Source organism: Mycobacterium sp. IS-3022, from assembly GCF_001500065.1.
GTDB lineage: Bacteria > Actinomycetota > Actinomycetes > Mycobacteriales > Mycobacteriaceae > Mycobacterium.
This window is the reverse complement of sequence record NZ_LQIN01000045.1, coordinates 221,638-246,794: the sequence shown is the minus strand read 5'-3', so window position 1 is coordinate 246,794 and position 25,157 is coordinate 221,638. Positions and strand designations below refer to the sequence as shown.

General features: G+C 68.2%; 25 protein-coding genes and 3 tRNA genes. 15 read left to right on the top strand and 13 right to left on the bottom strand.

What is annotated here, in order from left to right:
- Window positions 1-80: 80 nt before the first annotated feature.
- From recD to recC, 3 genes are read right to left on the bottom strand one after another with little or no spacing between them, the layout of a single operon-like run.
- Window positions 81-1,772 carry an exodeoxyribonuclease V subunit alpha gene (recD, locus tag AU188_RS20140; protein WP_059165236.1) on the bottom strand — a complete coding sequence of 564 codons (1,692 nt, stop codon included), beginning with the start codon at window positions 1,770-1,772 and terminating at the stop codon, window positions 81-83.
- Window positions 1,769-5,068, bottom strand: coding sequence for an exodeoxyribonuclease V subunit beta (gene recB / locus AU188_RS20135; protein ID WP_059165288.1), 3,300 nt, complete (start codon window positions 5,066-5,068; stop codon window positions 1,769-1,771). Before recB ends, recD begins: the two co-directional genes overlap by 4 nt.
- Window positions 5,068-8,334: an exodeoxyribonuclease V subunit gamma gene (recC, locus tag AU188_RS20130; RefSeq protein ID WP_059165235.1), complete on the bottom strand. Its 3,267-nt coding sequence runs from the start codon at window positions 8,332-8,334 to the stop codon at window positions 5,068-5,070. The genes recB and recC overlap by 1 nt, the downstream gene beginning before the upstream one ends.
- 85 nt (window positions 8,335-8,419) lie before the next feature.
- Here recC and AU188_RS20125 point away from each other — a divergent pair, with 85 nt between their 5' ends.
- The 3 genes from AU188_RS20125 to AU188_RS20115 are packed head-to-tail and all read left to right on the top strand — an operon-like array spanning window position 8,420 to window position 10,356.
- Entirely contained in the window at window positions 8,420-8,887 is a 468-nt protein-coding gene (locus AU188_RS20125) for an LppP/LprE family lipoprotein (RefSeq protein ID WP_059165234.1), read from the top strand.
- Between the two features lie 11 nt (window positions 8,888-8,898).
- Window positions 8,899-9,507 carry an HD domain-containing protein gene (locus tag AU188_RS20120; protein WP_059165233.1) on the top strand — a complete coding sequence of 203 codons (609 nt, stop codon included), beginning with the start codon at window positions 8,899-8,901 and terminating at the stop codon, window positions 9,505-9,507.
- 3 nt (window positions 9,508-9,510) lie between these two features.
- Window positions 9,511-10,356, top strand: coding sequence for a sulfurtransferase (locus AU188_RS20115; protein WP_059165232.1), 846 nt, complete (start codon window positions 9,511-9,513; stop codon window positions 10,354-10,356).
- Between the two features lie 73 nt (window positions 10,357-10,429).
- Here the strand turns inward: AU188_RS20115 and AU188_RS20110 are convergent, their stop codons facing one another.
- Window positions 10,430-10,672 (bottom strand): hypothetical protein, encoded by a 243-nt coding sequence (locus AU188_RS20110; protein ID WP_059165287.1) that lies wholly within the window; start codon window positions 10,670-10,672, stop codon window positions 10,430-10,432.
- Between the two features lie 190 nt (window positions 10,673-10,862).
- On the opposite strand from AU188_RS20110, the gene AU188_RS20105 reads away from it, so the two are divergent.
- Complete coding sequence (locus tag AU188_RS20105; protein ID WP_059165286.1) at window positions 10,863-11,759, top strand: haloalkane dehalogenase; 897 nt, start codon at window positions 10,863-10,865, stop codon at window positions 11,757-11,759.
- Here AU188_RS20105 and AU188_RS20100 read toward each other — a convergent pair.
- On the bottom strand, window positions 11,756-12,490 hold the full coding sequence (locus AU188_RS20100; RefSeq protein ID WP_172799547.1) for a DUF3060 domain-containing protein: 735 nt from the start codon (window positions 12,488-12,490) through the stop codon (window positions 11,756-11,758). The two genes, AU188_RS20105 and AU188_RS20100, sit on opposite strands and share 4 nt — an antisense overlap.
- Window positions 12,491-12,547: 57 nt before the next feature.
- Here AU188_RS20100 and AU188_RS20095 point away from each other — a divergent pair, with 57 nt between their 5' ends.
- Both AU188_RS20095 and AU188_RS20090 read left to right on the top strand, forming a co-directional pair.
- Window positions 12,548-12,916: a VOC family protein gene (locus AU188_RS20095; protein WP_059165230.1), complete on the top strand. Its 369-nt coding sequence runs from the start codon at window positions 12,548-12,550 to the stop codon at window positions 12,914-12,916.
- Between the two features lie 343 nt (window positions 12,917-13,259).
- The gene (locus AU188_RS20090; protein WP_059165229.1) at window positions 13,260-14,390 is read left to right on the top strand and encodes an NAD(P)/FAD-dependent oxidoreductase; all 1,131 of its coding nucleotides are present in this window, start codon (window positions 13,260-13,262) and stop codon (window positions 14,388-14,390) included.
- On the opposite strand, the gene AU188_RS20085 is transcribed toward AU188_RS20090, so the two are convergent.
- From AU188_RS20085 to AU188_RS20050, 8 genes are all read right to left on the bottom strand, one after another.
- Window positions 14,382-15,953, bottom strand: coding sequence for an HD domain-containing phosphohydrolase (locus tag AU188_RS20085; protein ID WP_059165228.1), 1,572 nt, complete (start codon window positions 15,951-15,953; stop codon window positions 14,382-14,384). The genes AU188_RS20090 and AU188_RS20085 overlap by 9 nt on opposite strands.
- 31 nt (window positions 15,954-15,984) lie before the next feature.
- A complete protein-coding gene (locus AU188_RS20080; RefSeq protein WP_059165227.1) occupies window positions 15,985-16,722 on the bottom strand; it encodes a hypothetical protein in 738 nt (245 codons plus the stop codon).
- A 107-nt stretch (window positions 16,723-16,829) separates the two neighbouring features.
- On the bottom strand, window positions 16,830-17,429 hold the full coding sequence (locus tag AU188_RS20075) for a TetR/AcrR family transcriptional regulator (RefSeq protein ID WP_059165226.1): 600 nt from the start codon (window positions 17,427-17,429) through the stop codon (window positions 16,830-16,832).
- A 9-nt stretch (window positions 17,430-17,438) separates the two neighbouring features.
- Window positions 17,439-18,140, bottom strand: coding sequence for a crotonase/enoyl-CoA hydratase family protein (locus AU188_RS20070; protein WP_059165225.1), 702 nt, complete (start codon window positions 18,138-18,140; stop codon window positions 17,439-17,441).
- A gap of 67 nt (window positions 18,141-18,207) precedes the next feature.
- Complete coding sequence (locus AU188_RS20065; RefSeq protein WP_059165285.1) at window positions 18,208-19,038, bottom strand: DUF8453 domain-containing protein; 831 nt, start codon at window positions 19,036-19,038, stop codon at window positions 18,208-18,210.
- 63 nt (window positions 19,039-19,101) lie between these two features.
- A complete protein-coding gene (locus AU188_RS20060; protein WP_286137572.1) occupies window positions 19,102-19,791 on the bottom strand; it encodes a glycoside hydrolase family 25 domain-containing protein in 690 nt (229 codons plus the stop codon).
- 7 nt (window positions 19,792-19,798) lie between these two features.
- The gene (locus tag AU188_RS20055; protein ID WP_059165224.1) at window positions 19,799-20,512 is read right to left on the bottom strand and encodes an MBL fold metallo-hydrolase; all 714 of its coding nucleotides are present in this window, start codon (window positions 20,510-20,512) and stop codon (window positions 19,799-19,801) included.
- A 63-nt stretch (window positions 20,513-20,575) separates the two neighbouring features.
- Window positions 20,576-21,445, bottom strand: a complete 870-nt coding sequence (locus tag AU188_RS20050; protein WP_059165223.1) for an NYN domain-containing protein — start codon at window positions 21,443-21,445, stop codon at window positions 20,576-20,578.
- 132 nt (window positions 21,446-21,577) lie between these two features.
- On the opposite strand from AU188_RS20050, the gene AU188_RS20045 reads away from it, so the two are divergent.
- From AU188_RS20045 to nusG, 9 genes are all read left to right on the top strand, one after another.
- A tRNA-Thr gene (locus tag AU188_RS20045) sits at window positions 21,578-21,650 on the top strand.
- Window positions 21,651-21,709: 59 nt separating this feature from the next.
- A tRNA-Met gene (locus tag AU188_RS20040) sits at window positions 21,710-21,783 on the top strand.
- A 36-nt stretch (window positions 21,784-21,819) separates the two neighbouring features.
- Complete coding sequence (rpmG, locus tag AU188_RS20035) at window positions 21,820-21,987, top strand: 50S ribosomal protein L33 (RefSeq protein ID WP_059101288.1); 168 nt, start codon at window positions 21,820-21,822, stop codon at window positions 21,985-21,987.
- Window positions 21,988-22,039: 52 nt separating this feature from the next.
- The gene (hadA, locus tag AU188_RS20030) at window positions 22,040-22,516 is read left to right on the top strand and encodes a (3R)-hydroxyacyl-ACP dehydratase subunit HadA (protein WP_059165222.1); all 477 of its coding nucleotides are present in this window, start codon (window positions 22,040-22,042) and stop codon (window positions 22,514-22,516) included.
- Entirely contained in the window at window positions 22,503-22,931 is a 429-nt protein-coding gene (gene hadB / locus AU188_RS20025) for a (3R)-hydroxyacyl-ACP dehydratase subunit HadB (RefSeq protein WP_059165221.1), read from the top strand. Before hadA ends, hadB begins: the two co-directional genes overlap by 14 nt.
- A 2-nt stretch (window positions 22,932-22,933) precedes the next feature.
- A complete protein-coding gene (gene hadC, locus AU188_RS20020) occupies window positions 22,934-23,521 on the top strand; it encodes a (3R)-hydroxyacyl-ACP dehydratase subunit HadC (RefSeq protein WP_059165220.1) in 588 nt (195 codons plus the stop codon).
- A gap of 142 nt (window positions 23,522-23,663) precedes the next feature.
- A tRNA-Trp gene (locus AU188_RS20015) sits at window positions 23,664-23,736 on the top strand.
- Between the two features lie 79 nt (window positions 23,737-23,815).
- A complete protein-coding gene (secE, locus tag AU188_RS20010; protein ID WP_059165219.1) occupies window positions 23,816-24,256 on the top strand; it encodes a preprotein translocase subunit SecE in 441 nt (146 codons plus the stop codon).
- Window positions 24,257-24,298: 42 nt separating this feature from the next.
- Window positions 24,299-25,126 carry a transcription termination/antitermination protein NusG gene (nusG, locus tag AU188_RS20005; RefSeq protein WP_059165218.1) on the top strand — a complete coding sequence of 276 codons (828 nt, stop codon included), beginning with the start codon at window positions 24,299-24,301 and terminating at the stop codon, window positions 25,124-25,126.
- Window positions 25,127-25,157: the final 31 nt, after the last annotated feature.

The window sequence follows — 25,157 nt, the reverse complement described above, 5'->3', positions numbered from 1 at the left end:
CAGCTACGTACGGTTTCGACGCGAAAATCCGTACCTGAGTGAGCGCTCGGCGGGCAAAGCTGGGCGCTCGGCGGAACGGGCTATCGGCTGCGCAGGCGCTGCGCCAGGCCCGACGCCCGAGCCGCCCGCCGTTGCACGGCGGCCCGCACCGACGCCTCCGGGCCGACCACCCGGATCTTCTTCTTCGCCCGGGTCACGGCGGTGTAGAACAACTCGCGGATGAGCAGCCGCGAGTCCTCCGGCGGCAGCAGCACCGTGACTTCGTCGGCCTGGCTGCCCTGCGATTTGTGAATCGTCATCGCATGCATGGTGTCCACGTCGGCGAGTCGGCTCGTCGCGAACTCGAGCCGTTCCGTTCCGGCAACGACCGCCCGCAGCACGCCGTCGCGCAGGACCGTGACACCGGTGTCGCCGTTGTACAGGTTGAGCCCGTAATCGTTCGCGGTCACCAACACCGGTCGTCCCACGTACCACGCCGACCAGATCGGCTCGCCGGTCAACTCCGCCAGCCACCGCTCCACCTGGTGGTTCCAGTAGCGCACGCCGAACGGGCCGCGGCGATGCGCGCACAGCAGCCGGTGCTCGTTCAGGATGGCCAGCGCCGCTTCGTCGTCACCGAGGACCGCCGCCCGGTGGAGCTCAACCGCCAACGGCACCAACACCTTCCGAAGATGCTCCGACGGCTCCTCGGTGTCGAACCACTCGATGTGCTCACCCCCGGCGCGCAGCACCTCGACGACGGTGTCGGCGTCACCCGTGCGGATCGCGGTCGCCAGCCTCCCGATCGACTCGCCGAACCGGTGCGACGTCTTCAACTCCGCGATACGGTCGCCGCCGAGGCCGTCGACCAGATCAGCGAGCACCGCACCCGCTTCCACCGACGCCAACTGGTCCGGGTCACCGACCAGGATGAGCCGGGCGTCCGGCCGAACGGCCTCCAGCAGCCGCGCCATCATCGTCAGCGACACCATCGACGTCTCGTCGACGACAATCACGTCGTGCGGCAACCGATTACCGCGGTGGTGCCGGAACCGCGCCGACGTGTCCGGGCGGCTGCCGAGTAGCCGGTGCAAGGTCGTCGCGTGCAAGCCGGCCAGCGCTTCACGGTCGGACACGGGCAGCTTGTCCACCTCCAGTTGCACCGCCTCCTGCAGCCGCGCCGCGGCCTTTCCGGTCGGCGCCGCCAACGCGATCCGCAACCGCGTCCCGCTCGCCAGGAGCGCCAGCAGCCGCGCCACCGTGGTGGTCTTACCCGTGCCCGGGCCGCCGGTGAGCACCGTCAGGCCTTGCGACAGCGCAAGTTTCGCCGCGGCGCGCTGCTCCTCGAACCCCGCCGGAAAGAGCCGGTCGAGCTCCGGCGCTGGTTGGGATGCCCGGGCGGCGAGCCTCGAGAGAATGTCGTCGCACACCTGCTGCTCCTCGAGCCAGTACCGGTCGAGATACAGCAGATCCCCGTCGACGCGCAGCGCCGACGGTTGGCCGGTCAGCGGGTGCGCGGTGATGGCGCCGTGCCAGTCGTCGATGGCGGGCCACGGCAGCCCGTCGAGGCCGACCTGCCGTTCGGCGGTGCGCAGGTTCAGGCACACCGACCCGCTGCGAAGCGCGCGCACCAGCAGCGCGACCGCGAGTGACACCCGCTCGTCTGGCGCCTTGGCGAGTGCGCAGAGCCGCTGTGCGACATGCACATCCGGTGCGTCGAGGACTTCGGCGTCGGTGAAGGTGCGCAGCAGGCCGCTGGCGCTGATCGCCCGCCGCCACTCCAGGCCGGTCATGCGGCGACCGTGCCGGCGTCGAGCAGATCCGAGAGCGCGGTGATCAGCGCTGCCGGAGGCTGCCAGCTGAACACACCGGCGGGGTGGCCGTCGTGCACCGGGGTATCGGGCCCGCACATCCCGCGCAGGAACAGATACAGCACGCCACCGAGGTGCTGCTCGGGTGTGTATCCCGCCAACCGCCACCGCAGGAAGCGGTGCAGCACAACGCTGTACAGCAGGGCCTGCAGCGGATAGTCGGAATGCAGCATCGCCTCGGCCAGCCGCGGTTGCCCGTAATCCGCGGCCGTCAGCGGCCGGTTGGGGTCACCGAGCCAGTTGGTCTTGTAGTCGACGACGAGGTAACGCCCGCCGGCCTCATCGGGGATGCGCAGCACCGCATCCACCGATCCGGACAGGTATCCCTTCAGCGACTGGGCGCCCAGCCCCGCTGCGGTCAACCGGTCCGCATACGAGCTCAGCGGGTCGTCCGACGCCAGATGCTGCCGCAGGAGTTCACCGACATGCGCCAGTCGAATGTCGGGTGCCGACGCGCGCAGATCGCCTCCGGCCAAGGGGAATTCGAAGTCCATCTCCCGCATCCGGTCCGACAGTCCGATCTGCCGAAGCGTTGTGCCGTCGGCGAGCGGTCCGAGCGGGGTGTCGTGCATCGGCACCATCGCCGCCGCCAACTCGCCGGCCTCGACGTCGACCGGCCACCACGCCGAATGCTCGCGGATCTGCGCCTCCAACTCCGCGGCGAGGTCGGTGGCGAACGGATCGGCGGTCTCGAGCACCGCGTGCACCAACGTGCCGAACTTCGCACCGGTCGGCAGTTCGGCCATCGGCGAGACCATATCGGCACCGGCCGCCGTCGTCGCCACCGGGATCTCGGCGACCTCGTCGTCGAGCTCGACCACTTCGGGCTCGCTGCTGACCGGCGTCGCCTCGGCCGCGCGGATCAAGCCGCTGTAGGAGGTCCGGCGCCACGTCGTGTCGATGGTGCGGTGGAAGTGCCGGGCCTCGAAGTCGCCGGGGCCGGGCACCGGCGGACCCGCAACCTTCGGACGCGGCACCGATTCCTCGATCACCGGACCGCCGACGGCTTCCCATTCCTTGAACCGCGCCATCGCGTCGTCGTCGGAAACCTTCGCCGGCGCAACGACGTCCGGCACCATGGGCTCACCGGGCCGCCGGCCGCGAAGCAGTCGCGACAGGCCACCGTTCGGCTCGTCGCGCGACGGTGCCCACCAGGCGACCAGCTGCGACTGTGCCCTGGTCATCGCGACATACATCAGGCGGCTGTCGTCGCTGGCGTCCTCCTGGCGGCCCGCCTTCGACACCGCATGGAAGTCGGGGCTGTCGTCACCACCGATGTGCAGACACCTCGTGTCACCCTCGTGGTAGAGCACCAGTTCGGGTTCCCAGACGTGACGGTTGAACGCGAACGGCAAATAGACGACCGGGAACTGCAGGCCCTTGGCGACGAACACCGTCATCACCGCAACGGCCGCGGCGTCGTTGTCGAGACGGCGGAAGCGCTCGGCGGCGCCGCTGCGCTCGTCGCGCTGGGCCCGCAGCCAGTCGCGCAATGCGGGCAGCGTGAAGTGCTCGCGGTGCGCGGCTTCCTGTAGCAACTGGGTCATGTGGGCGAGGTCGGTCATCTGCCGCTCACCGTTGCGCCACGACAACACCCGGTCGGCCATGCCGGCCAGTTGCGCGGCTTCCAAGATCGCCGCGACACCGCGCTCGCGGGCATGACCGGCCCACTCGCGCAGGGTCTCTGCGATGCGGTCGGTCAACCCGTCGCCGCCGGCGACCAGTGACTCGGCGGTCTCGCCGAAGAACATCGTCGACGCCGCCGCGCGCACGATGCCGGGCCGGTGCGGCTGGTCGAAGGCCTCGAGCAGCGCCAACCAGTCCTCGGCGGCGTCGGAGGTGAAGATGTCGGAGTCACCGGTGTAGACCGCGGGGATGCCCGCGTCGCACAACGCCCGATAGCAGACCCGCGCATCGCGGTGGTTCTCCACGATGACCGCGATGTCGGCGGCCCCGAGTTGGCGGCCCCCGAATGTGGCGTCCGAGCTCAGCAGGGCGCCGATGTCGGCCGCCAGGTCGCGGGGAATGTGGGTGCGCAGCTGGTCGATGAGAATGTCTCGAGTGCCGCTGCGCCCGAATGTGTTCCGTCGCACCACCCGCAGCCGGAACGGATCAGCGGACGGCGCGCCCACCAGCCGCGACCCGGGGTGCTTGGCGGCCACATCGTGCACGACGATCTTCTCGTGGCCCAGTTGCGCGCCGCGCAGCACCGCCTGCAGCCGGTTCACCAGCGCTTCGTCGCTGCGCCAGTTGGTGGCCAACGTCTTCTGCACGTCCGCCTTCGACGCCGCGCTCAGGTAGGTGACGATGTCGCCGCCGCGGAACGCGTAGATGGCCTGCTTGGGGTCGCCGATCAGGACCAGCGTCGAGCGTCCGGTGAACGCGCGGTCGATCACCTGCCACTGCACCGGATCGGTGTCCTGGAACTCGTCGACCATCACGACGGGCCACCGTTGGTGCATGCGCAGCTGCGCGGCCGAATTGTCGGCCTGCAGCGCGTCGGCCAACCGGCTGAGCAGGTCGTCGTAGCCGAGGATGCCCTTGCGTCGTTTGCGGATCTCCAGTTCGGCGAGAACGTCTTTCGCGAAGCGGACGCACACTTCGGCGCGCGAATCCGGGTCGGGGTTTGTCGGCCGCAGCTCGGTTGCGGGTTGCTCGACGACCGCCTTGGCCAGTTTCAGCGCATCGGGATAGGTCAGCAGCGGATGGTCGCGCTCCCGGCCGAAGTGGTGCAGGTAGAGGTCGTCGACGATCTCGGTGACCAGTTCATCGAGGCTCTCGACCAGCGTGACACCGGAGTCGGTGTCGCCCGCCACCCCCAGCGACTTGAGGACCAGCTGGCAGAACTGGTGTGTGGTGGCGATGGTCGCGGCGTCGAAGGCGGCCAACGCGTCGCGCAGGTTGCGCTCACGTTCGGCGAGTTGGTCTCCGGTGCCGTCGAGTAGGTACCCGATGATCTCGTTCTCATCGACGCTCGACGGATCGATGAAAGCCGCTACGGCATCGACGATCTGACGCCTCACCCGGTCGCGCAGCTCCTGGGTGGCCGCGCGGCTGAACGTGATCAGCAGCATCTGGTCGAGGGTCGCCACACCCTCGGCGATATAGCGGGTGACCAGCCCGGCCAACGCGAACGTCTTACCGGTGCCCGCGCTGGCCTCCAGCACGGTGGTGGAACGTTCGGCGGGCAACGGCCCCAACAGGTCGAACGGTTCCATCAGGTCTCCAGCGCCCGCAGCATCGGCAGCCACAACCGGCCGGAGTACGTGTCGAGGCCGAGTTCGACGAGGTGTTTCAACCAGGTGGGCTTGCCGAACGCCAGTTGATAGGCCGGCTCATCCTCCTCGCCGGGGTACATGCCCGAACGCCACTTGTATCCGGCCCGCTGCTCGGGGTCGCCGTGGCCGTGCTCCGCTTCTGCCCACGCGAACGACGTCTTCACCGGCAGGGGCAGTGGTTCGCGGCGGCCCTGGTCGTACATCGCCACCAGATCGGCGAGCAACTCACGCGCGGGCTCGGCCGGTCGGCCCATCGACTCGATCCGCGGGTTGGTACCGCGTTTGGCCCGCCCGATGCTGACCGCCTTCCACTCGCGGCTCGGGTCGTGAGCGAGCAACGCCAGCAACAGAATCCACGGCTGCAGCAGATGACGGCCGTCGAGCTTGGAGTACGTGACCGAGACGAGCCGATCGCCGTAGACCGGCGTGACGGTGCCGGTGACCCGACGGCCCCCGCCGATCTCGACGTCGACGTCGACCGCGCTCGAAACGGCACCGCGGTACGGGCGTGCGGCGTCGGCGATGAGCGTGGCCTGCTCGCAGATCGCGTTGGCCCGGCGCCACCCGAGATTGCCGGGGGGCAGCGTGCCGCGGCGCCACTCGGCTTGGCGGGCCTGATCGGGATCCATGCCGCGCAACATGTCCTGAAGCATGCGGTCGCCGACCGTCCACTCCTCGAGCGCATCGATGTCGACGGGCATCGCGTCCTCGACACCGTCGACCTCCCACGGCAACGTGTACTCGAGGGCGCGGAAGAAGCCCTTCACCGGATCGCGGAAGAAGGCGACCAGGTCGGCGACCACGACGTCGTCGGCGGGGGGAGCGGGCAGCGGCCCGGAGATGAACTTCGGCCGTTCCGCCCGCTGCCCGGCGCGGGTGGCGGCGGCGCGTTTGACCGTGGAGTCGAAGGTGAACGGCACACCCGGGATCAGTTCGCCGGGAACGACGTTGCGGGTGTCGAACGGCTGCAGCGGATGCTCGACCACGATCGCATCGCGGACCTTCCGCGGTGTCGTGCGGTCGAGGGTGTCGAGGAGTTCGGCGAGCGGCACGGCGGGGGGCCGCTCCTGACCGGAGTACTCGTTGGCGCCGGTGTAGGTGATCACCAGTGTCTCGGTCGCCGCGCCGATGGCATCGAGCAGCAATTGCCGGTCCTCGGAACGGATGTCGCGCTCGCCGGTCATGGGCTCACGGGCCAGCGCGTCGTCACCGTCGACCACACCCAGCCGGGGGAACACGCCGTCGTCGAGACCGACCAGGCACACCACGCGGTGCGGAACCGACCGCATCGGCACCATCGTGCACACCGTCAACGTGCCGGTGCGGAAGTTGGCCCGGGTGGGCCGGCCGGCGAGATGGCGGTCGAGCAGCGCGCGGACGTCGGACAGCCGCATCAGCGTGTGCGCGCGGGCACCCGCGGTGGCGAGCACATCGGCGAATTCGCGTTCCAGTTGGGCGATTTGCCAGATGTCGTCGTCGCTCACCCGGGCCAGCAGGCCGATGCTGTCGGTCAGCGACCGCAGCCACTGCTCGAGTGGTCTTGCCCCGGTGAGGGATTCCACCGCACAGCGCAGGCGGTCGACGTACTCGGCGAGTTGGCCGGCCAGGTCGACCCGGTTGCTGCTGACGTCGTCGAGGGGAAGCGTGGTGTCGATCCAGGCGTGTGAGTCGTCGGACATGGCCACCCCGGCCAGTACCCGGTCGATGCCGAAACGCCATGTGTTCTGGACGAAGTCGACGCCGTAGGGTTTGCGGTGGTCGGTGTCGAAGCCCCACCGGATGTTGGCCTGCCGCACCCAGCGGGTGATGTCCTCAAGGTTGTCGTCGGTGAAGCCGAACCGGGAACGCACCGGCGCGGCCTGCGCGAGGTTGAGCACCTCGCTCGAGGTGGCCCGTCCACCGGCCAGCGACAGCAGTTGCGAGGCCACTCCGAGCAGCGGATTGGTCTGCACGAGCGACCGGTCGGCGAGCCGCACCCGCAACTGGTGCGCCGGGTGCACGCCTTTGATCATGTCGCCGAGCCCGAAACCGGCGACGATCAGCGGCGCGTAGGTCTCGATGTCGGGGCACATGACGAGGATGTCGCGCGGTTCGAGCGTCTCGTCGTCGGCGAGCAGTCCGAGCAGAACTTCCCGGAGCACGTCGATCTGGCGTGCGGGCCCGTGACAGCTGTGCACCTGTACCGAGCGATCGGTTGCGGTGTGCACCCGCCCGTCTCGCCGGATCGTGTTGTCGGCGATGTCGGATTGCAGCCAGCCGAGAAGCGTGTCCGGCCGGCCGCGCCCGCCCAGGTATTCGTCGGTGCGCGGGTCACCGGGCAGGCCGCGCTGCAGTTCGCGAAGGTCGCGGCCGAGGGTGGCCAACAGGGGATGGCCGACCAGGCGGTGGGTGGTGTCCTCGCGACGCGGGAGCTGGCCGTGTGTCCCTTTGAGTTGCTGCCACAGGTGGTCGCTGGGGTGCGGCAGCCACAGGTGCAGATCGTGGTGGGTGGAAAGCGCGTCGAGCAGTTCGATCTCGGTGCTGGGCAGCCGGGTGTAGCCGAACAGCGAGAGTCGCTGCGGCAGATCCGTGGGCGACTCCTGAAGCCTGGCAACCGTTTTGGCGTGCCGGATGTGTGGGGTGTCGGCGTCGATGCGTTCGATGAGCGCCCGCCACAGCGGGGGCTGCCAGGCGAGATCGGACGCGATGTCACCGGCGACGCCGTTCTCCCAGTCGACGAGCAGCTGCGGACGCTGCCGGGCGTAGGAGGCGAACAGCCCGGCGAGCCTGCGGGCCACGGCGTAGCGCCGGCCCTGCCGCAGTTCCTTCTCGTCGCCGGCTTCGAAGTGGCCGAGGTGGGTGGCCAGCGGCTTGCACCAGTCCTCGGCGCAGCTGGCGTCGATGACCTCCATCAGTGGCCACACCATGGCGTCGGGCGACCACGGATCGTCGGCGGCGGTGCCGGCAATCCGGCCTGAGCCGGTTCCGATGAGGTCGGCGATCAGCGAGCGCGGATTGCGGAATGTCACGCCGGCGCAGATACCGTCGGCACCGGAGCCAGCGCCGAGGAGGTGGCTCAGTCGTTGGCTCAGCCAGCGTTCGACGCCCTTGGCCGGGACGATGACCAGCTCCTCGGCGAACGGGTCGGGCAGCGGATCGGAGAGCAGGGCGCCGAGTCCGTCGGCGAGCAGGTCGGTGCGTTCAGCCCGATGGATGTGGAGCGCCATCGCAGCCAACCATAGGAGGTGGGTCCGACGTGGGCGACGTTTGTGGAAGAGCGGGCAAGGGAAATCGATACCGATGATTCGATGGATGGCCGCGACGATGACCGCCGCCGCGGCCTGCTTGTCGTTGATCGCGATCCCGACCGCCGCCGCGCAGCCGTCGTGCGGGCCGGACCAGGCCGACGCGTTGCGGCTCGCGCTCGCGCGGCTGCCGTTCGAGCCGCTGACCGGTGCCAAGTGGGACAGCACACCCGTGGACAGCAACTACGACCCGTGCGCGGAGCTGTCGACGATCTTGGTGACGACCGAGGGCGGCACCGGCAGCTCGCCCGTGCAGGCGCTGCTGTTCCACCGCGGCCAATACGTCGGGACCGGGACGTCGAAGGCGTACGGCTTCACGTCGCTGGACGCCGCGGCCAGCACCGGCGACACCGTCGTGCTCACCTACAAGGTCCCGGGCGAGTGCAACGCCTGCGCGCCCGCGGCGATCCGCAGCGCGCGGTATCGATGGAACGGCGACCGGGCAGTGATGCTCGATCCGCCGCCGGATCAGTAAGGGGGACGCAGGTGAGCGAAACGACGTCACCGCGCCTGGGCCCGAGGTTTCGCGAGGCACTCGGATTCGCCGCCGACCTGCACCGCACGCAGACCCGCAAGGCCAGCGACGTGCCGTACATCGGCCACCTGCTGTCGGTCGCGGGACTGGTGATCGAAGCCGACGGCACCGAGACCGAGGCGATCGCCGCGCTGCTCCACGACGCCGCCGAGGATCAGGGCGGCGACGCGACGCTCGCCCAGATCGAGGAGCGCTTCGGACCCGAGGTCGCGGCGATCGTCGAGGAGTGCAGCGACACCGTCGTGACGCCGAAACCGCCGTGGCGCGAACGCAAAGAGAGCTACATCGCGCACTTGAACACGGCCTCCGACAGCGCAATTCGCGTGTCGATGGCCGACAAGCTGGACAACGCGAGGGCGATCCTGCGGGACCTGCGCCGGTACGGCCCGAAGGTGTGGCAGCGCTTCAACACCGATGATCCGCATGAACATCTGTGGTACTACCGGTCACTGCTCGAGGTGTACCGGCGCCGAAGCGACAGCTGGCTGGTCGACGAACTGTCCCGCGTCGTCGAAACATTGGCCGAGGAGATCGGCCCGCCGGTCGCCGCTACGGTCTGAGGTATGAGCGCGCGTGACACGGTGTTGATCACCGCCGCGGAGTTGGCGCGGCGATTCGATGCGGGGGACCCCGTGACGCTGTTGGATGTGCGCTGGCAGCTCGCCGAGCCGGACGGCCGTGCCGCGTACGAACGGGGGCACCTGCCCGGGGCGGTGTACGTGTCGCTGGAGGACGAGCTGAGCGATCACACCGTCGAAGGCGGCGGGCGCCATCCGCTGCCGTCGGGGTCGGCGCTGCAGGACGCGGCGCGGCGGTGGGGCGTGCGGGCCGGGATTCCGGTGGTGGTCTACGACGACTGGAACCGCGCTGGATCGGCGCGCGCGTGGTGGGTGCTGACCGCAGCCGGTGTCGACGATGTCCGCATCCTCGACGGCGGGCTGACGGCGTGGACGGCTGCCGGCGGCGCGTTGGAAACCGGCGCGGTCGCACCCGAACCCGGCGACGTGACCGTGACCCACGACGATCTGTACGCCGGTGCACGCCGGACGGTCACCGCCGACGCGGTGCTCACCTCGGGCATGCTGCTGCTCGACACGCGCGCGGCCGAACGGTTCCGCGGCGACGTCGAACCGATCGACCCGGTCGCCGGCCACATCCCGGGCGCGCTGAACGTGCCGAGCACCAGCCTGCTGGCCGACGACGGCACCCTGCGGACCGACGCCGATCTGGCCCGACTCTTCGAGTCGGTGCGGGACAGCGACGTGGCGGTCTACTGCGGATCGGGCGTCACGGCGGCGGTGACCGTCGCGAGCCTCGCCGCGGCGGGGGTGGACGCGGCGCTGTTTCCGGGTTCGTGGTCGGAGTGGAGTTCGGATCCGTCGCGTCCGGTGGCGCGCGGACCCGAATAGTCGAGCAGACAAGGAGGGGCCCTCCCGGGATACGCCGCCCGGGAGGGCCCCTGTGGAGGAATGTCTGTGCTGATCAGGGATGGTAGTTCGGCTGGACCCGCTGCAGGTGGGGGAGGCCGTGGTTGTGGCGAGCCCCAGGGGTCGGCTGCGCGAACGTCTTCGGCGTCGCGACGATGCCCGGCCGCGGCGTGTTGTCCGGCGTGTAGGTGCCGGCACTGGCGGTGCCGGCCATCCCCAGGGCCCCGGCGAGAATTCCGGCCGAGACGATCGGCAAAGCGAAGAAGCGGGCGATGCGGCGGGTGGTGTTGGTGTTCATGTCGTTCTCCTCGGTGAGTCTTGTTTCGTTCTGTGCCGGTGTGTTCCGGCGATGACTCAAGACTGCTGCGCCGCGACGGCGATGTATGTCGGCCGACCGGAGGGTGAACCGGATGAATCGCATGTCCACCGATCGGGGGAAGCGGCGACTCCGGTCGTTCTACGCTGCAGACGGCGGACAGGAGCACACCATGGACGTTCTGCGCACGCCCGACGATCGCTTCGGCAACCTCGCGGGCTATCCGTTCGCGCCGCACTACGTCGACGTCACCGCGGGCGATACCGGGCCGCTACGAATGCACTACGTCGACGAGGGGCCACGCGACGGCCCGCCCGTCGTCCTGCTGCACGGCGAGCCGACGTGGAGTTACCTGTACCGCACGATGATTCCGCCACTGGCCGCCGGTGGCTGCCGGGTCCTCGCACCCGATCTGATCGGCTTCGGGCGTTCCGACAAGCCCGGCCGCATCGAGGATTACACCTACCTACGTCACGTCGAGTGGGTGACGTCGTGGTTTGAGGCGCTCGACCTGAGCGACACCACGATCTTCGTGCAGGACTGGGGCTCGTTGATCGGGCTGCGCATCGCCGCCGAACAGGGTGCGCGCGTGGGGCGCATCGTCGTGGCCAACGGCTTCCTGCCCGCCGGGCAGACGTCGGCGAATCTGCCGTTCCGCCTTTGGCGGGCCTTCGCACGCTACACGCCGGTGTTCCCGGCCGGACGCATCGTCGCGTTCGGCACCGTCACCGACGTGCCCGCGCGAGTTCGGGCCGGATACGATGCACCGTTCCCCGACAAGAGTTTTCAGGCAGGCGCACGGGCGTTTCCCGCTCTGGTGCCGACGTCACCCGACGATCCGGCGCTGCCGGCCAACCGCGCCGCATGGGATGCCTTGGGCCGCTGGGAGAAACCGTTTCTGTGCGTCTTCGGCGCCAAGGACCCGATCCTCGGCCGCGCCGACCGCCCGCTCCTCGAGCACGTGCCCGGCGCCGCCGGTCAACCGCATGCCCGCATCAACGGCAGCCATTTCGTGCAGGAGGATTGCGGCCCGGAGCTGGCCGAGCGCGTCCTGCAGTGGCGCACCTAGCCCTGTGTGACGCTGTTCCTGGAGGTGGCGTCGATCTCCGGATCGCCCGAGTGGTAGATCACCTGGTTGTCGAAACCTGAGGCGTCGATTCTGTCTGCGCTGTCGAGAACCACCTGGTTTTCGACGCCGGACACGGTGACGCTCTGACAATGGCCGAGCAAGGTCACGGTGTTGTCGACACCGCTCACGCTGATGTTGCTGCCGTTGCACTCGATGGTCTCGATCTTCTCGACCCCGGAGACGCTGTACTGTCCACCGGCCGGCGCGACGGCCACCTGGTCGTCCGGAACCCCCGGCGGCAGAAGGGTCGGCGCGGTGCGGGACGGCCCGATCGTCACGCTGCCGCCGCGCGGACCGCCGTCACCGGTCGCGTCGGGGAATCCGGGCCGGGTGCTGATCCGGTCGGGCGTCGACGACATCGACCACACGAACACGCCGATTCCGCCGACGATGAGCACCACGACCACTCCGATCAGCCCGAAGATCAGCCCGTACGGCGCACCGCTTTTCGTCGGCCCCGGCGGGAAAGAGACGCCGAACGGCGGCGCGCTGTAGGGCGACTGCTGTTCATATGGAGGCGGGTACGGCGGACCGTAGACCGGTGGCGGCAGGGCCGATGTCGGGTGGTCGTTCACCGTCGGCTGCGACGTGCCCAGTTCGACTGCGCCGTAGTCGGCCAGCGGTTGCTCCAGCTGCCTGATCCGGGCCTCCGGGTCGTCCTCGGGTTTCATGCGCAGATGGTGCCACACGGCCGTTTACGCCGCCGGAATACCGGCAACCCGGCCGTCATGCTCGGAAAGCTGCGATCGACGGTCATCGACTGCCGGGATCCGATGGCTCTGGCCACCTTCTACGCGGGCGTGCTCGGTGGCGAGGTCCACAAGGATGACGACACCTGGGTCGTGCTCACCGACCCCCAGGGACGACGACTGGCGTTTCAGTACTCACCAGAGCATGAGCCGCCGCGTTTTCCCGACCCGCGGGGCTCGCAGCAGTTCCACCTCGACATCCAAGTCGACGACCCCGACGCCGCTGAGCGCGACGCCCTCGACCTCGGCGCGACGCGGGTGCCAGACGCCGCGGAGGACGCGAAGTTCCGGGTCTTCCGCGATCCCGCCGGACACACGTTCTGCCTCGTCTGGGGCATCAGCGATTAGCACCGACTAGCGCTGCCTAGCCCCGAGACTAGTGTCGTGAGTCATTAGTTCGGGAGCAGAATTTGGGCTGCTTGTACGCACGCACGTGGCCGGGGGTGCTGGTATGCGAAATGGTCCTAGCACCGAGATTGCATCCAGGGTTGTGCTGATCTGAGAAGACGACCACAGCCGTGTGTGCAATCTCGAGCATAGGAAGCCGAGAAGGACCACACCGAACGCGCGTACCTCGAATTCTCACTGACGACGAAGTAACGACTCAGGACACTAGCGCCGCCTAGCCGCCAACTGTGACGAATCCCTGACACCACGGTTATCCGGGCACCGAAGTTGGTACCCAGGAAGAGTGGTCGCAGCAGGGTTCGTCGCTATCGGCAGCGGTCCGGCCGGGGTGAGCGCCGCGGAGACGTTCCGCAGCAAGCACCCCGGGATTCCGGTGCGCATTCTGACCACCGATCCCGCGCTGCCGTACGCCAAGCCGCCGTTGAGCAAGGACTTCCTCTGTGGCCGCGACACCAAACTCGCCCTGCACAGCGAGGGCTGGTTCGAGCGCAACGCCGTCGACCTGATCCGCGGTATTACCGTCGAGTCCATCGACCTGTCGCGCCAGCAGGTCGTGACCGCGGGCGGCCAGCGTTATCCCTACTGGCATCTCGTGCTGGCCTCCGGATCCGTCGCGGTGCGGCCCGCGATCCCCGGTATCGAATCCGCGCTGACGCTACGGTCGTTCGCCGACGCCGTGGCGCTGAAGATGGCCGCCCGGTACGCCGACTGCGCCGTGGTCATCGGTGGCGGATTGATCGGTTGTGAGGCGGCGTCCTGTCTTGCCGCGGTGGGTGTCGCGACGATGGTCGTCGCCGCCGAACGCGTTCCCCTCCAGCGCCGGTTCGGGCTCGAAGCCGGCGAACGCGTCGCAAAACTCCTGTCGGACAATGGTGTACGGTTTGCCGGTGAGACCACGGTGGCCGAGATCGAAGACGCGCGCGTGGTGCTCGACAGCGGTGAGACCGTTGACGCCGACCTCGTCGTCTGCGCCACCGGTGTGCGGCCCGACATCCGTCTCGCCGAAGCCGCCGGTCTCGACACCCTCGACGGGCGCATCGTCGTCGACGAGCACATGCACACCTCGGCGCGCAACGTCTACGCCGCCGGCGACGTCGCGTTGGCGCACAACGTCACCGCCGGCCGGCGCGTGCCCGCCGAACACTGGCGCGACGCCGCGCATCAGGGTTATGTCGCCGGTCTGACCGCAGCCGGGTTCCCGGCCGCCTGGGACACCGTTCCCGGATTCGCCTGCACCATCGGCACTTCGGTGCTCAAGTACCGCGGCTGGGGCGTCGACTACGACAACGCCCGGTTCGTCGACCACCACACCGGGTTCACGGTCTGGTACGAGGCGGGCGGCGACGTCGTCGGCGTGCTGACGCTGGACGCCGACGACGACTACCGCCGCGCGGTTGCGTTGCTGTCACGGTGACTCACGACTGGTTGCCAGCCCGTGCTCCAGCGCATACATGCTGGCCCCGATCCGGTTCGAGACACCGATTTTGGCGTACACGTGCTCAACGTGGTTGCGCACCGTCTTCTCGCTGAGCACGAGTTTGGCCGCGATGCCCTTGTTGCTTGTGCCCTGCGCGACGAGCCGCAAGACTTCAACCTCGCGGGCGGTGAGCCCGTCCGGTCTCGCGTGCCGCCTGCCCGACGCGTGCCCCGACGCCTGCAGCACCGCGTCGGCGGCGGTCGAGTCCAACTGCCCCTTGGTCACTCGTTCCCGCAGGCGTCGCGCTGCGCCCGCCGGGCCGAGCGCCTCCCGGTACGGCCGGGGCTCCAGCGCGCTCTGATAACTCACCGCGCACGCCAACACCCGGTCGGGCATGCTCAGCTGCCGCGCGGCCACGCCACGCGGATACCCTGAGCCGTCGAGACATTCGTGATGATTGGCTGCGACCGTTGCGATCTCGGTAAGGGCCGGCACCTGCGACAGGATGCGCTCGGTCAGATAGGGGTGCAGCCGCATCCGCTCGAACTCGGCCATGCTCAACTCGCTTGTCTTCGACCAGATCTGGTTCGACACCCCGATGCGGCCGAGATCGTGCACGTAACCGGCGCGCCGTGTCGTCGCGACCGCACGTTCGTCGAGCCCGAGGGTCTCGGCGGTCGACGCGGCCAGCTCCGCCACCGCTCGTGAATGCCCCAGTGTGAATGGGCATTTGAGGTCGACGAACTCACCGAGTGCGACCAACAGCTCGTCGAGCGACTGCTCGTCGAGCCGGGCGCCGCGGTCCGGCGCATACCGCAACGCCGTCGCCCACACGTCTCCGGTCGACGGGACCGCCAGCACCCCGGCCGGGTCGGCGACGAAGGCGTCGACGATCGCGGGATCGAACTGCCCGCCGCGCCTGCTGCGGGCCATCGCCACCGCACCGTCGGTGCCGTACTCACGCTGGTGTACCTCGACCATGTCGGCCACCTGGGCCACTCGCATCTCGACCGGTATGCCGTCGCCCGATGCGCCGCTCGGCAGGCCGCCGCCGTCGAACCGTTCGAAGGTGTAGCGCAGTGCGTTCTGCACGTCGGCGGCCAGGCCGATGCGTTCGGCGAGCAGCCCGGCTGAAGTGCAGTGAGAGTGGATCAGCTGCGAGATATGCCCTCGCGCATTGGCATACAGCGTCGCCGCGGTCCTCAACCGGGTCAGCAGCGACTCGCCACGACCGAGGTTGGTGAGCAGGAAGCGTTGGTACGGTAACCCGGACCAGTCGACGAGATACGAGCTTCGACGCACCGCGATGTCATCGCCGAACCAGCGGGCGTACTCGTGAGAGTCGGCGTGGCAGCCGATCCACATGATCAGCGTCGCATAGTAGATGCAATCACGCTGACGCTCAGACAGATTCAGCCGATCGGCGAGCCGCATCGCGATCAGCGCGGCCCGCAGCATGTGTTCGGCGGGCTGTCCCAGACCCAGGTCGATCGCGACCGACAGCGCCGCGAGCACTTCCGCCCGGGTCGGAAGCTCGTGCGGGGTGCGACGGCCGGCCACAGCCCGATTGTCCACCGTCGGCCCGTTCGGTTCAGTGGGAAAGGTGAAGACGGTCGGCGTCGCGATGCCGTGCGACGTCGAAAGCCTCGAATCGGCCTTGTGCGACCACGCAGATGCCCCGCTGCGGCAATTGGAAGTCGGCGAGGTTGCCTTGCACCGGATGCGGGCCGACCGGGCCGAGGTCGACGCCGTGCACGACGGCCGTGGAGTCCGCGACCGCCCACACTCGCTTCGGCGCGATGCGGAACTCCTGGCCGTTGGGCAGGCTGCCGGTCAGCCGTACCTTGCCGATGCCGAGCACGGGCCCGACGAGGCGGCTCATCACCCGCAGTGTTTCGCGGTTGCGCGCCGCCGCGGCCGGAAGCCGTGACCCGACGGCGCTCATCAGCCGGGTCGCGACGGTCGTCGTGATGTCGACACGCCAATCCAGCACTCCCGCAATCGAAATCGCCAGCGACCATGGTGTGGGCCAGTGCGCGTCGATGCCGCAGACAATGGGGTCGACCGCCGTCGCCGAGCTGAAGTACCGCGAGCAGCTCTGCGGCCCGGGCGTGGTCGCGTAGAAGGTCCACACCCCGTCGGGCGTGCGGTGCCACACCGACTTGTAGGCGGGGGAGAACGACGTCTCGGGGAAGTCGCGGTAGGCGAGGTAGTGGCCGCCGGCGAAGGGCAGGCCCATGACGCCGAAGCCGACGACCCGTTCGTCGTCTCCGTCGGGCAGGGGCATGGTTTTGGTGGCGGCAGCTGCGGCCTGGGGTGTGGTGGTCATGACTGCCATCGTGTGTCGACGAGCCGATCGCCCACATGGGGCAAACGCCCCAAAACGTGGGATTTCGGTGTCGGCGGTTGCGCTGAGCGCCACCAACTACACCGAAATCACGACGGCGGCGGGCGCAGACCGGCCAGCAGGGAGTGCACGCCGAGCCGCCACCGCTGCTCGATCGTCGGCGCCGACGAGCCCAGCCACCGCCCGAGCTCCTGCACCGCCAGTCCTTGGGCCAGTGCAAGCAGCACGTGGGCGATGTCGGCGACGTCGCCGGCCAGCAGCCCCGCGTCGACGCACCGCTGAATCCGGCCGGTGAACGCCTCGCGCACCGACGCGCCCGCCGCCAGTTCGTCGGGCCCGGGCTCCAATTCGGCGAACGGCCGCGCGAACATCAGCTGCGCCAGCCGCGGATAGGCGCGGCAGAACCGCCGGAACACCGGCACCAGCCGTTCGAGGTCGGCGAGCGGATCGTCGGTCAGCGGCACCGTCGCCAGTTCGTCGCCCAACCGCCGGAACCCCTCGAAGACCATCGCCCGCAGCAGGCCGGCCTTGTCGGAGAACAGTTCGTACACCGCGGGCACCGACGTGCCCGCCCGCTCGGCGACCCGTCGCGTGGTGAACCCCGCGATGCCTTCCTCGGACAGCGTCGCGATCGCCACCTCCAGCAGATGGCCCTTCAGTTCGGGCGTGCGCTGCTTCGCCCTCGGCATCGGAACTGCCTAGCCGAGGCTGAATTCTGTTGCCAGCCCGTCGATCCCGGCGCGGATCGCGGCAAGCGCAGGCTCGCGGGCCTTCAGCTTGGTCGCTACGTGCGCGCCGGTGTTCAGCGTCGTCACCGCCTCGGTCGCCACTTCCTGCGCCCGCGCGAGCACCCGATCGGCCTCGACGATCTCGTCGAGCCATCCGCCGTTGACGGCCTCCTCGCCGGCGAACGTCGCTGCCAGCGCCGCGCCTCGCTGGAAGGCCGGGGGCGTCAACCGGAACCGCATGATCTCCAGCGCGGCGATCGGGATCGTCATGCCGATCGCCACCTCGATCGCCTGGCAGCGGCTCTTCGGCTGGCCCACTCGGTGGTCGCCGGAAAGCAGGAGGAACGAACCCATCGCGATCGCCGGGCCCGTCGCCGCCATGACCACCGGCGCGGGGAACGTCATGCAGCGCACCGCGAGTTCGAACCCGCCGGCCAGCATGCCGTGAGCGGCCTGCGCGTCGCCGGACTGGAACACCGTCAGGTCGAAGCCGCCGCTGAACACCCGCCCGTTGCCCGCGAGCACGACTGCTTTGGCCGAGTCCTTCTCGGCGCGGTCGAGCGCCTCGTTGATCGCGGTCTGCATGGCCGGACCGAGCACGTTGACCTTGCCGTCGTCGAGGGTGATCGTCGCGACCGAGTCGTTGAGTTCATAGCCGACGAGGCTGGTCATCGATGCTCCTTCTGCAGCGCCGCTAATTCGTACCGATGTTACGAAACATGGCTACGAATGCCAAGGCCTAGGCGATCCGGTGGCGTGCCGGCCGGTTGCTCAGCACCTGGGTGTGCGCCTCTTCGAGATCCGTGGCGGCGTCGCTCTGCTGACCGGTGACCGCCCCTCGAGGCGTGTCGTTGCGTGGGTTGGGTAGTGGGCCGCCGCCTTCTGCGCGGTAGCGGTCGCGCAGTTCGTTCGCGGCATCTCGCACCCGGTTGATCTCGGTGCGGAGCACGTCTTCGCGGCTCTCGGCGGCCGCGTAGTGGTAGTACGTCAGCAGGTGGCGCAGCAGCTCGAGCTTCTGCTTCTCCTGGCGGGCCAGGTCGTGGGTGGTCAACAGCTCCAACCGTTCGACCGGGTGCAGCGTCGACCAGTCCAGCACCGCGGTGGAGCGGAACCGGTGCCGGGCGCCCTTGCCCTTCTCCTGCCCCTGCCGGTCGGAATAGGTGACCGCCCCGTCGAACCGCGACGCGATGGCCTCGCCGACCTCACGACGGTCGAGCGCCGAGTCCCAGACGATCCGCCACTCCTGGTTGGGCGCCAGATACGGAATCTCGGCAGGCAGATTCAGCGGAACGATGTCGACGTAGCGGTCGTCGTAGACGTTCTCGTACTTGGCCACGGTCGGCGGATGGGCGAAGTCGAATCGGATGTTGTAGGCCGGCGTTCGGCCGAAGTTCTTGACCACGAGCTCGATGAGGTGCCAGTCGTTGGGGGCCGGCTCCATGAACATCGCCACGTTGGGCTGCATCAGCTGTTCGCTTTGCCGCCGTACCCGTTGATAGTGCCGCCACGCGTAGATCAGCGCGGCGATGCCCACCACCACGGCGAGCCAGGCGGCGAGCGCCGTCCACATGCCGGCCGACAGGCCGAGCAGATTCCCATCCCCGTTCACGCACCGCTGTATACCACGCAGGAGTTAGCCATACATCATTTGCGTATTTGGCATCCGCGTCGATTTGCTGGGACCGCGCCGACCCGGCCGATCGGTGCCGGTGATCCCGCACGCATCGGCGAACGCGTCCGGACTCAACCCGTCGGCGGAGTTCATGTCGCAGCGACCGAACGGCGGTGCGCCCTCCGGCAGGCCCCCGCCGTGTCCGCTGCCGTCGGTGTACTGATGCGCCACTTTGCCCGGGTATGACGGGTTGTGCCCGTATGCGGCAACCACCAGGCGGATGCCGGGCGGCTTGAGCGGCCACAGCGTGTTCAGGTCACCGACGTTGCCGTAGCCGATCACCTGCGCCGTTCCGCCGACGAAATCGCCCACCGCGTCGTAGGCGGCGTTGATGCCCGCCGATCGATCGCCGCGGATCCGGCCGCCCCACGACTCGACGTCGAGCATCACCGCCATCCTCGGGTGCGGCGTGCCGACCTGCTCGCAGAACGTGTCCACGGCGTCCTGCCAGTTCGGCCGCCACACGAAGTACGCGATGAAGAACGTCAGCCGCCCGTCGTCGGCGTTACGCCGGCACCAGTCATAGTTGTTGCGCCACCGGCGATCTCGATGCGTTCCATCGTTGGAGCGGATGCACAGAACCGGGTACGGGTAGCTGTCGTCGACGCCGACCTGCCACTCCGACACGTCGGCGTAGAGCGTGTCCGGCACGCGACGGTCAGCCGCCCATCAGCATTCGCCACTGGTCGAGGTTGCTGGCCCGGTAGACGTAGTTGGTCTGGCGCACCTCCGACAGCGATGCGCTGGGCTCCACCGAATACCAGTGGCCGGGGAACACCGTCGGGTCACCGGACAGCTTCGCGAGCGCCTGCAGGCTGCGGAACATGTCGTCGACGTCGCCGCCCGGAAAGTCGGTGCGCCCGCAGCCCTCCAGGAACAAGGTGTCGCCGGCGACCAGTCGCCCGTCGAGCAGAAAGCACTGGCTGCCCGGCGTGTGGCCGGGCGTGTGCAGCAGTTCGATGTCGATGTCGCCGACCTTGACCACGTCGCCGTGCTGGTGCTCGGTGAGTTCGCTGCGCGCGATACCGGTGACGTTCGAAACCCAGTCCGCCTCAAGGCGGTTGACGTGCACCGGCACGCTGGTGCGTTCCAGCAGTTCGGCGAGGCCCTTGAGCTCGAAGCCCATCATCGACCCGCCGACGTGGTCGGGGTGGTGGTGGGTGACCAGCACCCCGGACAGGCGCATGCCGTCGGCCTCGAGCGTGTCGACGAGGTCGCCGGCCGCGTAGGCGGGGTCGACGACCACGGTGTCGCCGGTCTCGCGGTCGCCGATCAGGTAGGCGAAGTTGCGCATCTGCTGCGCGATCATGTCGCCGGCCGCGAAGTCGCGACCGGACAACAACTGGCGGAAGTAGAGCCGATCCGAGGCCATGGCCGTCAGCGTATCGGCGGAGCTTCACACGTTCGGCGGAAGGTCACGCGTATCGGCGGAAGTTCACTGGCTATCGGGCCGCAGCCGCACCAGCCGGGTGGTGCTGCTCTCGTCGAGCTCGACGAGGTCGGTGCGCGAGCGCAGGAAGTCGCTGAACGAGCGGAACCCCAGCGACTTCTCCGAGAACGACGGGTCCATCCGCTTCATCTGCGCCTTGACCGCGGAGTTGTGCAACCAGTCGGAGTCGGAGTCGTCCTTGCCGTGGGCGACCCGCAGCGCCCGTTCCAGCAGCGCCGTCGCCGCGGCCTGCGGGTCGGGCGTCTCGGGCTCCTGGTCGGCGTCGGCTTTGGTGCGGCGCCGCTTCGGCGCTTCGGTCTTCACCGCGGGGACGCCGGGCAGCGCGTCGTAGGAGACGAACTCGTCGCAGGCCGCGGTGAGTGAGCGGCTGATGGAACCGGTGATGCCGATGCCGACGACGTAGCGGCCGAGCCGTTTGCACCGCTGCGCGAGCGGGATGTAGTCGGAGTCGCCGGCGACGATCACCACGTGCGTCAGGTCGGGCAATCGGAACATGTCCTCGACGGCGTCGACCGCGAGCCGGATGTCGGCGCCGTTCTTGTTGTACGCGGCGGCCGGGAACAGCTGCACCAGGTCGACCGCGCGGCCGACCAGCTGGTCGCGGTAGTCGGCGTTGACGTCGGCCGACCAGTCGGCATAGGCCTTGGTCAACACCAGCGTGCCGAACGACGAGGCGAAGTCGATGATCGCGCCGACGTCGACGGTCGCCTGCGACAGCCGGCCCGGCTGCTTGTGGAACCCCGCGGCCTTGTCGCGTTGAAACGAGCTGCGCCCGTGGATCTGGTCGTAGCGGGAGATCACGATGTTGTCGAAGTCGAGGTACACCGCCACACGGTTCGCGCCGGGTTCGGTCACTGTTGGAGTCCATCCCTCCGCGGCTACAGTCGGTGCTGACGGTTGTGGTGATCAGTGGTTTGGCGCGGCAATCGGCGAGACTGTACCCTCTTTAAGGCTCGCGCCACGTTGCGCGGGCCTCGAAGCAAGCAGGCCCCCTTAGCTCAGTCGGCAGAGCGTTTCCATGGTAAGGAAAAGGTCAACGGTTCGATTCCGTTAGGGGGCTCGGTGGACGGATCGGCTTGGTCGCCTGGAACGGCTGGCATGCCGGCCCGTAGCCATCGGGGCGGTGTAGCTCAGCTGGTTAGAGCGCACGACTCATAATCGTGAGGTCGGGGGATCGAGCCCCCCCACCGCTACAGACAACAAGAACGCGTAGACGAAGGACGTGAGACGTGGCCTCCAGTACCGACGTACGGCCGAAGATCACTTTGGCGTGCGAGGTGTGCAAGCACCGCAACTACATCACCAAGAAGAACCGCCGCAACGACCCGGACCGGCTCGAGATCAAGAAGTTCTGCCCGAACTGCGGCAAACACCAGCCCCACAAGGAATCGCGCTAGAGCGCGACAATCCTGGGCGGCCACCCAGGGTGACTAGGTAGGTTCACTAACTGTGTCGTTGTCCGAGCGGATCGTCGGGATGCACTACCGCTATCCCGACCACTACGTCGTGGGCCGCGAGAAGATTCGTGAGTACGCGGTCGCGGTCAAGAACGACGATCGCGTGTTCTTCGACGAGGACGTCGCCGCCGAACTCGGCCACAAGGCTTTGCCGGCGCCGCTGACGTTCACCAGTGTCTTCGGCTACATGGCGCAGACGTCGTTTTTCGAGCACGCCAACGTCGCGATCAAGGACGCGAAGATCGTGCAGGTCGATCAGGTACTCAAGTACGTCAGGCCGATTTTCGCCGGCGACAAGCTGTACTGCGACGTGTACGTGGACTCTGTGCGACAAGCCCACGGCACCGACATCGTCGTACTCAAGAACGTCGTCACCAACGAAGCCGGTGACGTCCTACAGGAGACATTCACGACCCTGGCGGGTCGGACGGGTGATGGAGAAGAGGGTTTTACAGATGCCACTGCGTGAGTTCGCCTCGGTGAAGAAGGGCGATGAGCTTCCCGAGAAGGTGATTCCGCTGACCCGGCAGGACCTTGTCAACTATGCCGGCGTGTCCGGCGACCTGAACCCGATCCACTGGGACGACGAGATCGCCAAGCAGGTCGGCCTGGACACCGCGATCGCGCACGGCATGCTGACCATGGGCCTGGGCGGCGGCTACGTGACCGAGTGGGTCGGCGACCCGGCGGCGGTCACCGAGTACAACGTCCGGTTCACCGCGGTGGTGCCGGTGCCGAACGACGGCATCGGCGCCGAGATCGTCTTCAGTGGACGGGTGAAATCCGTTGAGCCCGAGACGAAGACGGTGACCATCGCGCTGGCGGCCACCACCGGGGGCAAGAAGATCTTCGGCCGCGCCGTGGCGATTGCGAAGCTGGCGTAGTCATGGCGCTCAAGATCGATATCCAGGGAATGGTCTGGCGCTACCCCGAGCCCTACATCGTGGGTCACGAACAGATCCGCCAGTACGCCAACGCCGTCAAGGCCTACGACCCGACGAGCCACAGCCTGGAGGCCGCCAAGGCCGCGGGCCACGATGCGCTGATCGCCCCGCCGACGTTCATGTCCATCTTCGCGGTGATGATCCAGCGGCACTTCTTTCAGCACAACGACGTCGGCTTCGAAACCATGCAGATCGTGCAGGTCGACCAGAAGTTCAAGTTCCACCGCCCGATCAAGGCCGGCGATGCTCTCACCGGGACGCTGTACGTGCTGACGGTCGACGAGCGCTTCGGCGCCGACATCGTGACCACCCGCAACACGCTGGTCGACCAGCACGACGAGCTGGTCATGGAGTCCTTCACCACGCTGATGGGTCACGAGGGCGACAACTCGATCTCCGCCGGATGGGACCCCAAGACCGGGCAGGTGACGCGTAAGCCCGTCGTGCACGACGAGAGCGCGAACGGCGCCAACAACGGTGAGGCCGGCGCCCAGGTCGACGAACCCGAGAGCGTCCGGGCGGCGGATTAGTAACACAGACCGGTGGCGCGCTACACTCGGGCCTCGGGGTTTTCCCAGTCCAGCGCGCTTCCGTCGGGTTTCAATCGACCGATCGGGGAGCGCGCGAATTGTGTGAGCCCCGGAGCGGGTGGCGTTCGCCGTGTCACCCTGAAGGGGCGTAGCTCAACTGGCAGAGCAGCGGTCTCCAAAACCGCAGGTTGCAGGTTCAAGTCCTGTCGCCCCTGCTCAACTGAATACTCGACAAGTGTGGACACTGGACAGTGACCCACAGAAGACTAGATGACCAGACAAGGGGAGCATGCGGTGAGCGACGAGCGCGATGGTGCCGGCTCCGCAGGCGACACCGGGACCGACTCCGAGACCGGCCGCAGCGCGGTCGTGACCCGGCCGACCCGGCCCACGGGGAAGCGGTCGCGGCGAGCCGCGGTTGGCGAGGACGCCGGCGAGGCGGTCGACCTGTCGACGGGCACCAAGGCTTCGCCCACCAAGAACGGGTCCGGCACCGCGAAGAAGACCGCCAGGAAACGTGCCGACCGGCCCGGTAAGGGTGGGCGCAACCCGTTCGTCTTCGTCTGGACGTACCTGCAGCAGGTCGTCGCCGAACTGCGCAAGGTGATCTGGCCGAACCGCAAGCAGATGGTCAGCTACACCGCCGTGGTGCTGATGTTCCTGGTGTTCATGGTGGCGTTGATCGGCTTCGTAGACCTGGGTCTGGCCAAGCTCGTGGCGATGATCTTCGGCTGACGGGCATGTGCGCGACCAATGAGAATTTGAGAGGACTGACACGTGACTAGCTTCGAGGGCGATACGCCTTCGGCCGTTTCCGAGTCGATCGCCGAGGCGGCGGACCCGGCGACCGTGATCGCAGATGAGGCTGCTGAGCGTCTGGAGTCCAGTACGGCCGCCGACGCCGTCGAGGACGCGGCGCCGGTCGCCGACGACACCGCCGGTGAGGCTGACGCGGCCGGTGAGGCCGAGGACGAGGACGAGGATCCTGCGGTCGCGCTGAAGAAGGAGCTGCGGCTCAAGCCGGGCGACTGGTATGTCATCCACTCCTATGCCGGTTACGAGAACAAGGTGAAGGCCAACCTCGAGACCCGCGTGCAGAACCTCGACGTCGGCGACTACATCTTCCAGGTCGAGGTGCCGACCGAAGAGGTCACCGAGATCAAGAACGGCCAGCGCAAGCAGGTCAACCGCAAGGTGCTGCCCGGCTACATCCTGGTGCGCATGGAGCTCAACGACGAGTCGTGGGGCGCGGTTCGCAACACGCCCGGGGTGACGGGGTTCGTCGGTGCGACGTCGCGGCCGTCGCCGCTGTCGCTGGATGACGTGGTGAAGTTCCTGCTGCCCCCAGCCGCCGCCAAGAAGCCCGGCAAGGCCGCCGCGGCGGCCGGTGCTGCCGCCGCGGAGACCGGTGGAATCGAGCGCGCGCCGATCGAGGTCGACTTCGAGGTCGGCGAGTCGGTCACCGTCATGGACGGGCCGTTCGCGACGCTTCCCGCGTCGATCAGCGAGGTCAACGCCGAACAGCAGAAGCTCAAGGTGCTGGTGTCCATCTTCGGCCGCGAAACACCTGTCGAACTGACCTTCAACCAGGTCGCCAAGATCTAATTGCGATTTCGGTGTAGTTGGTTGCGGTGAG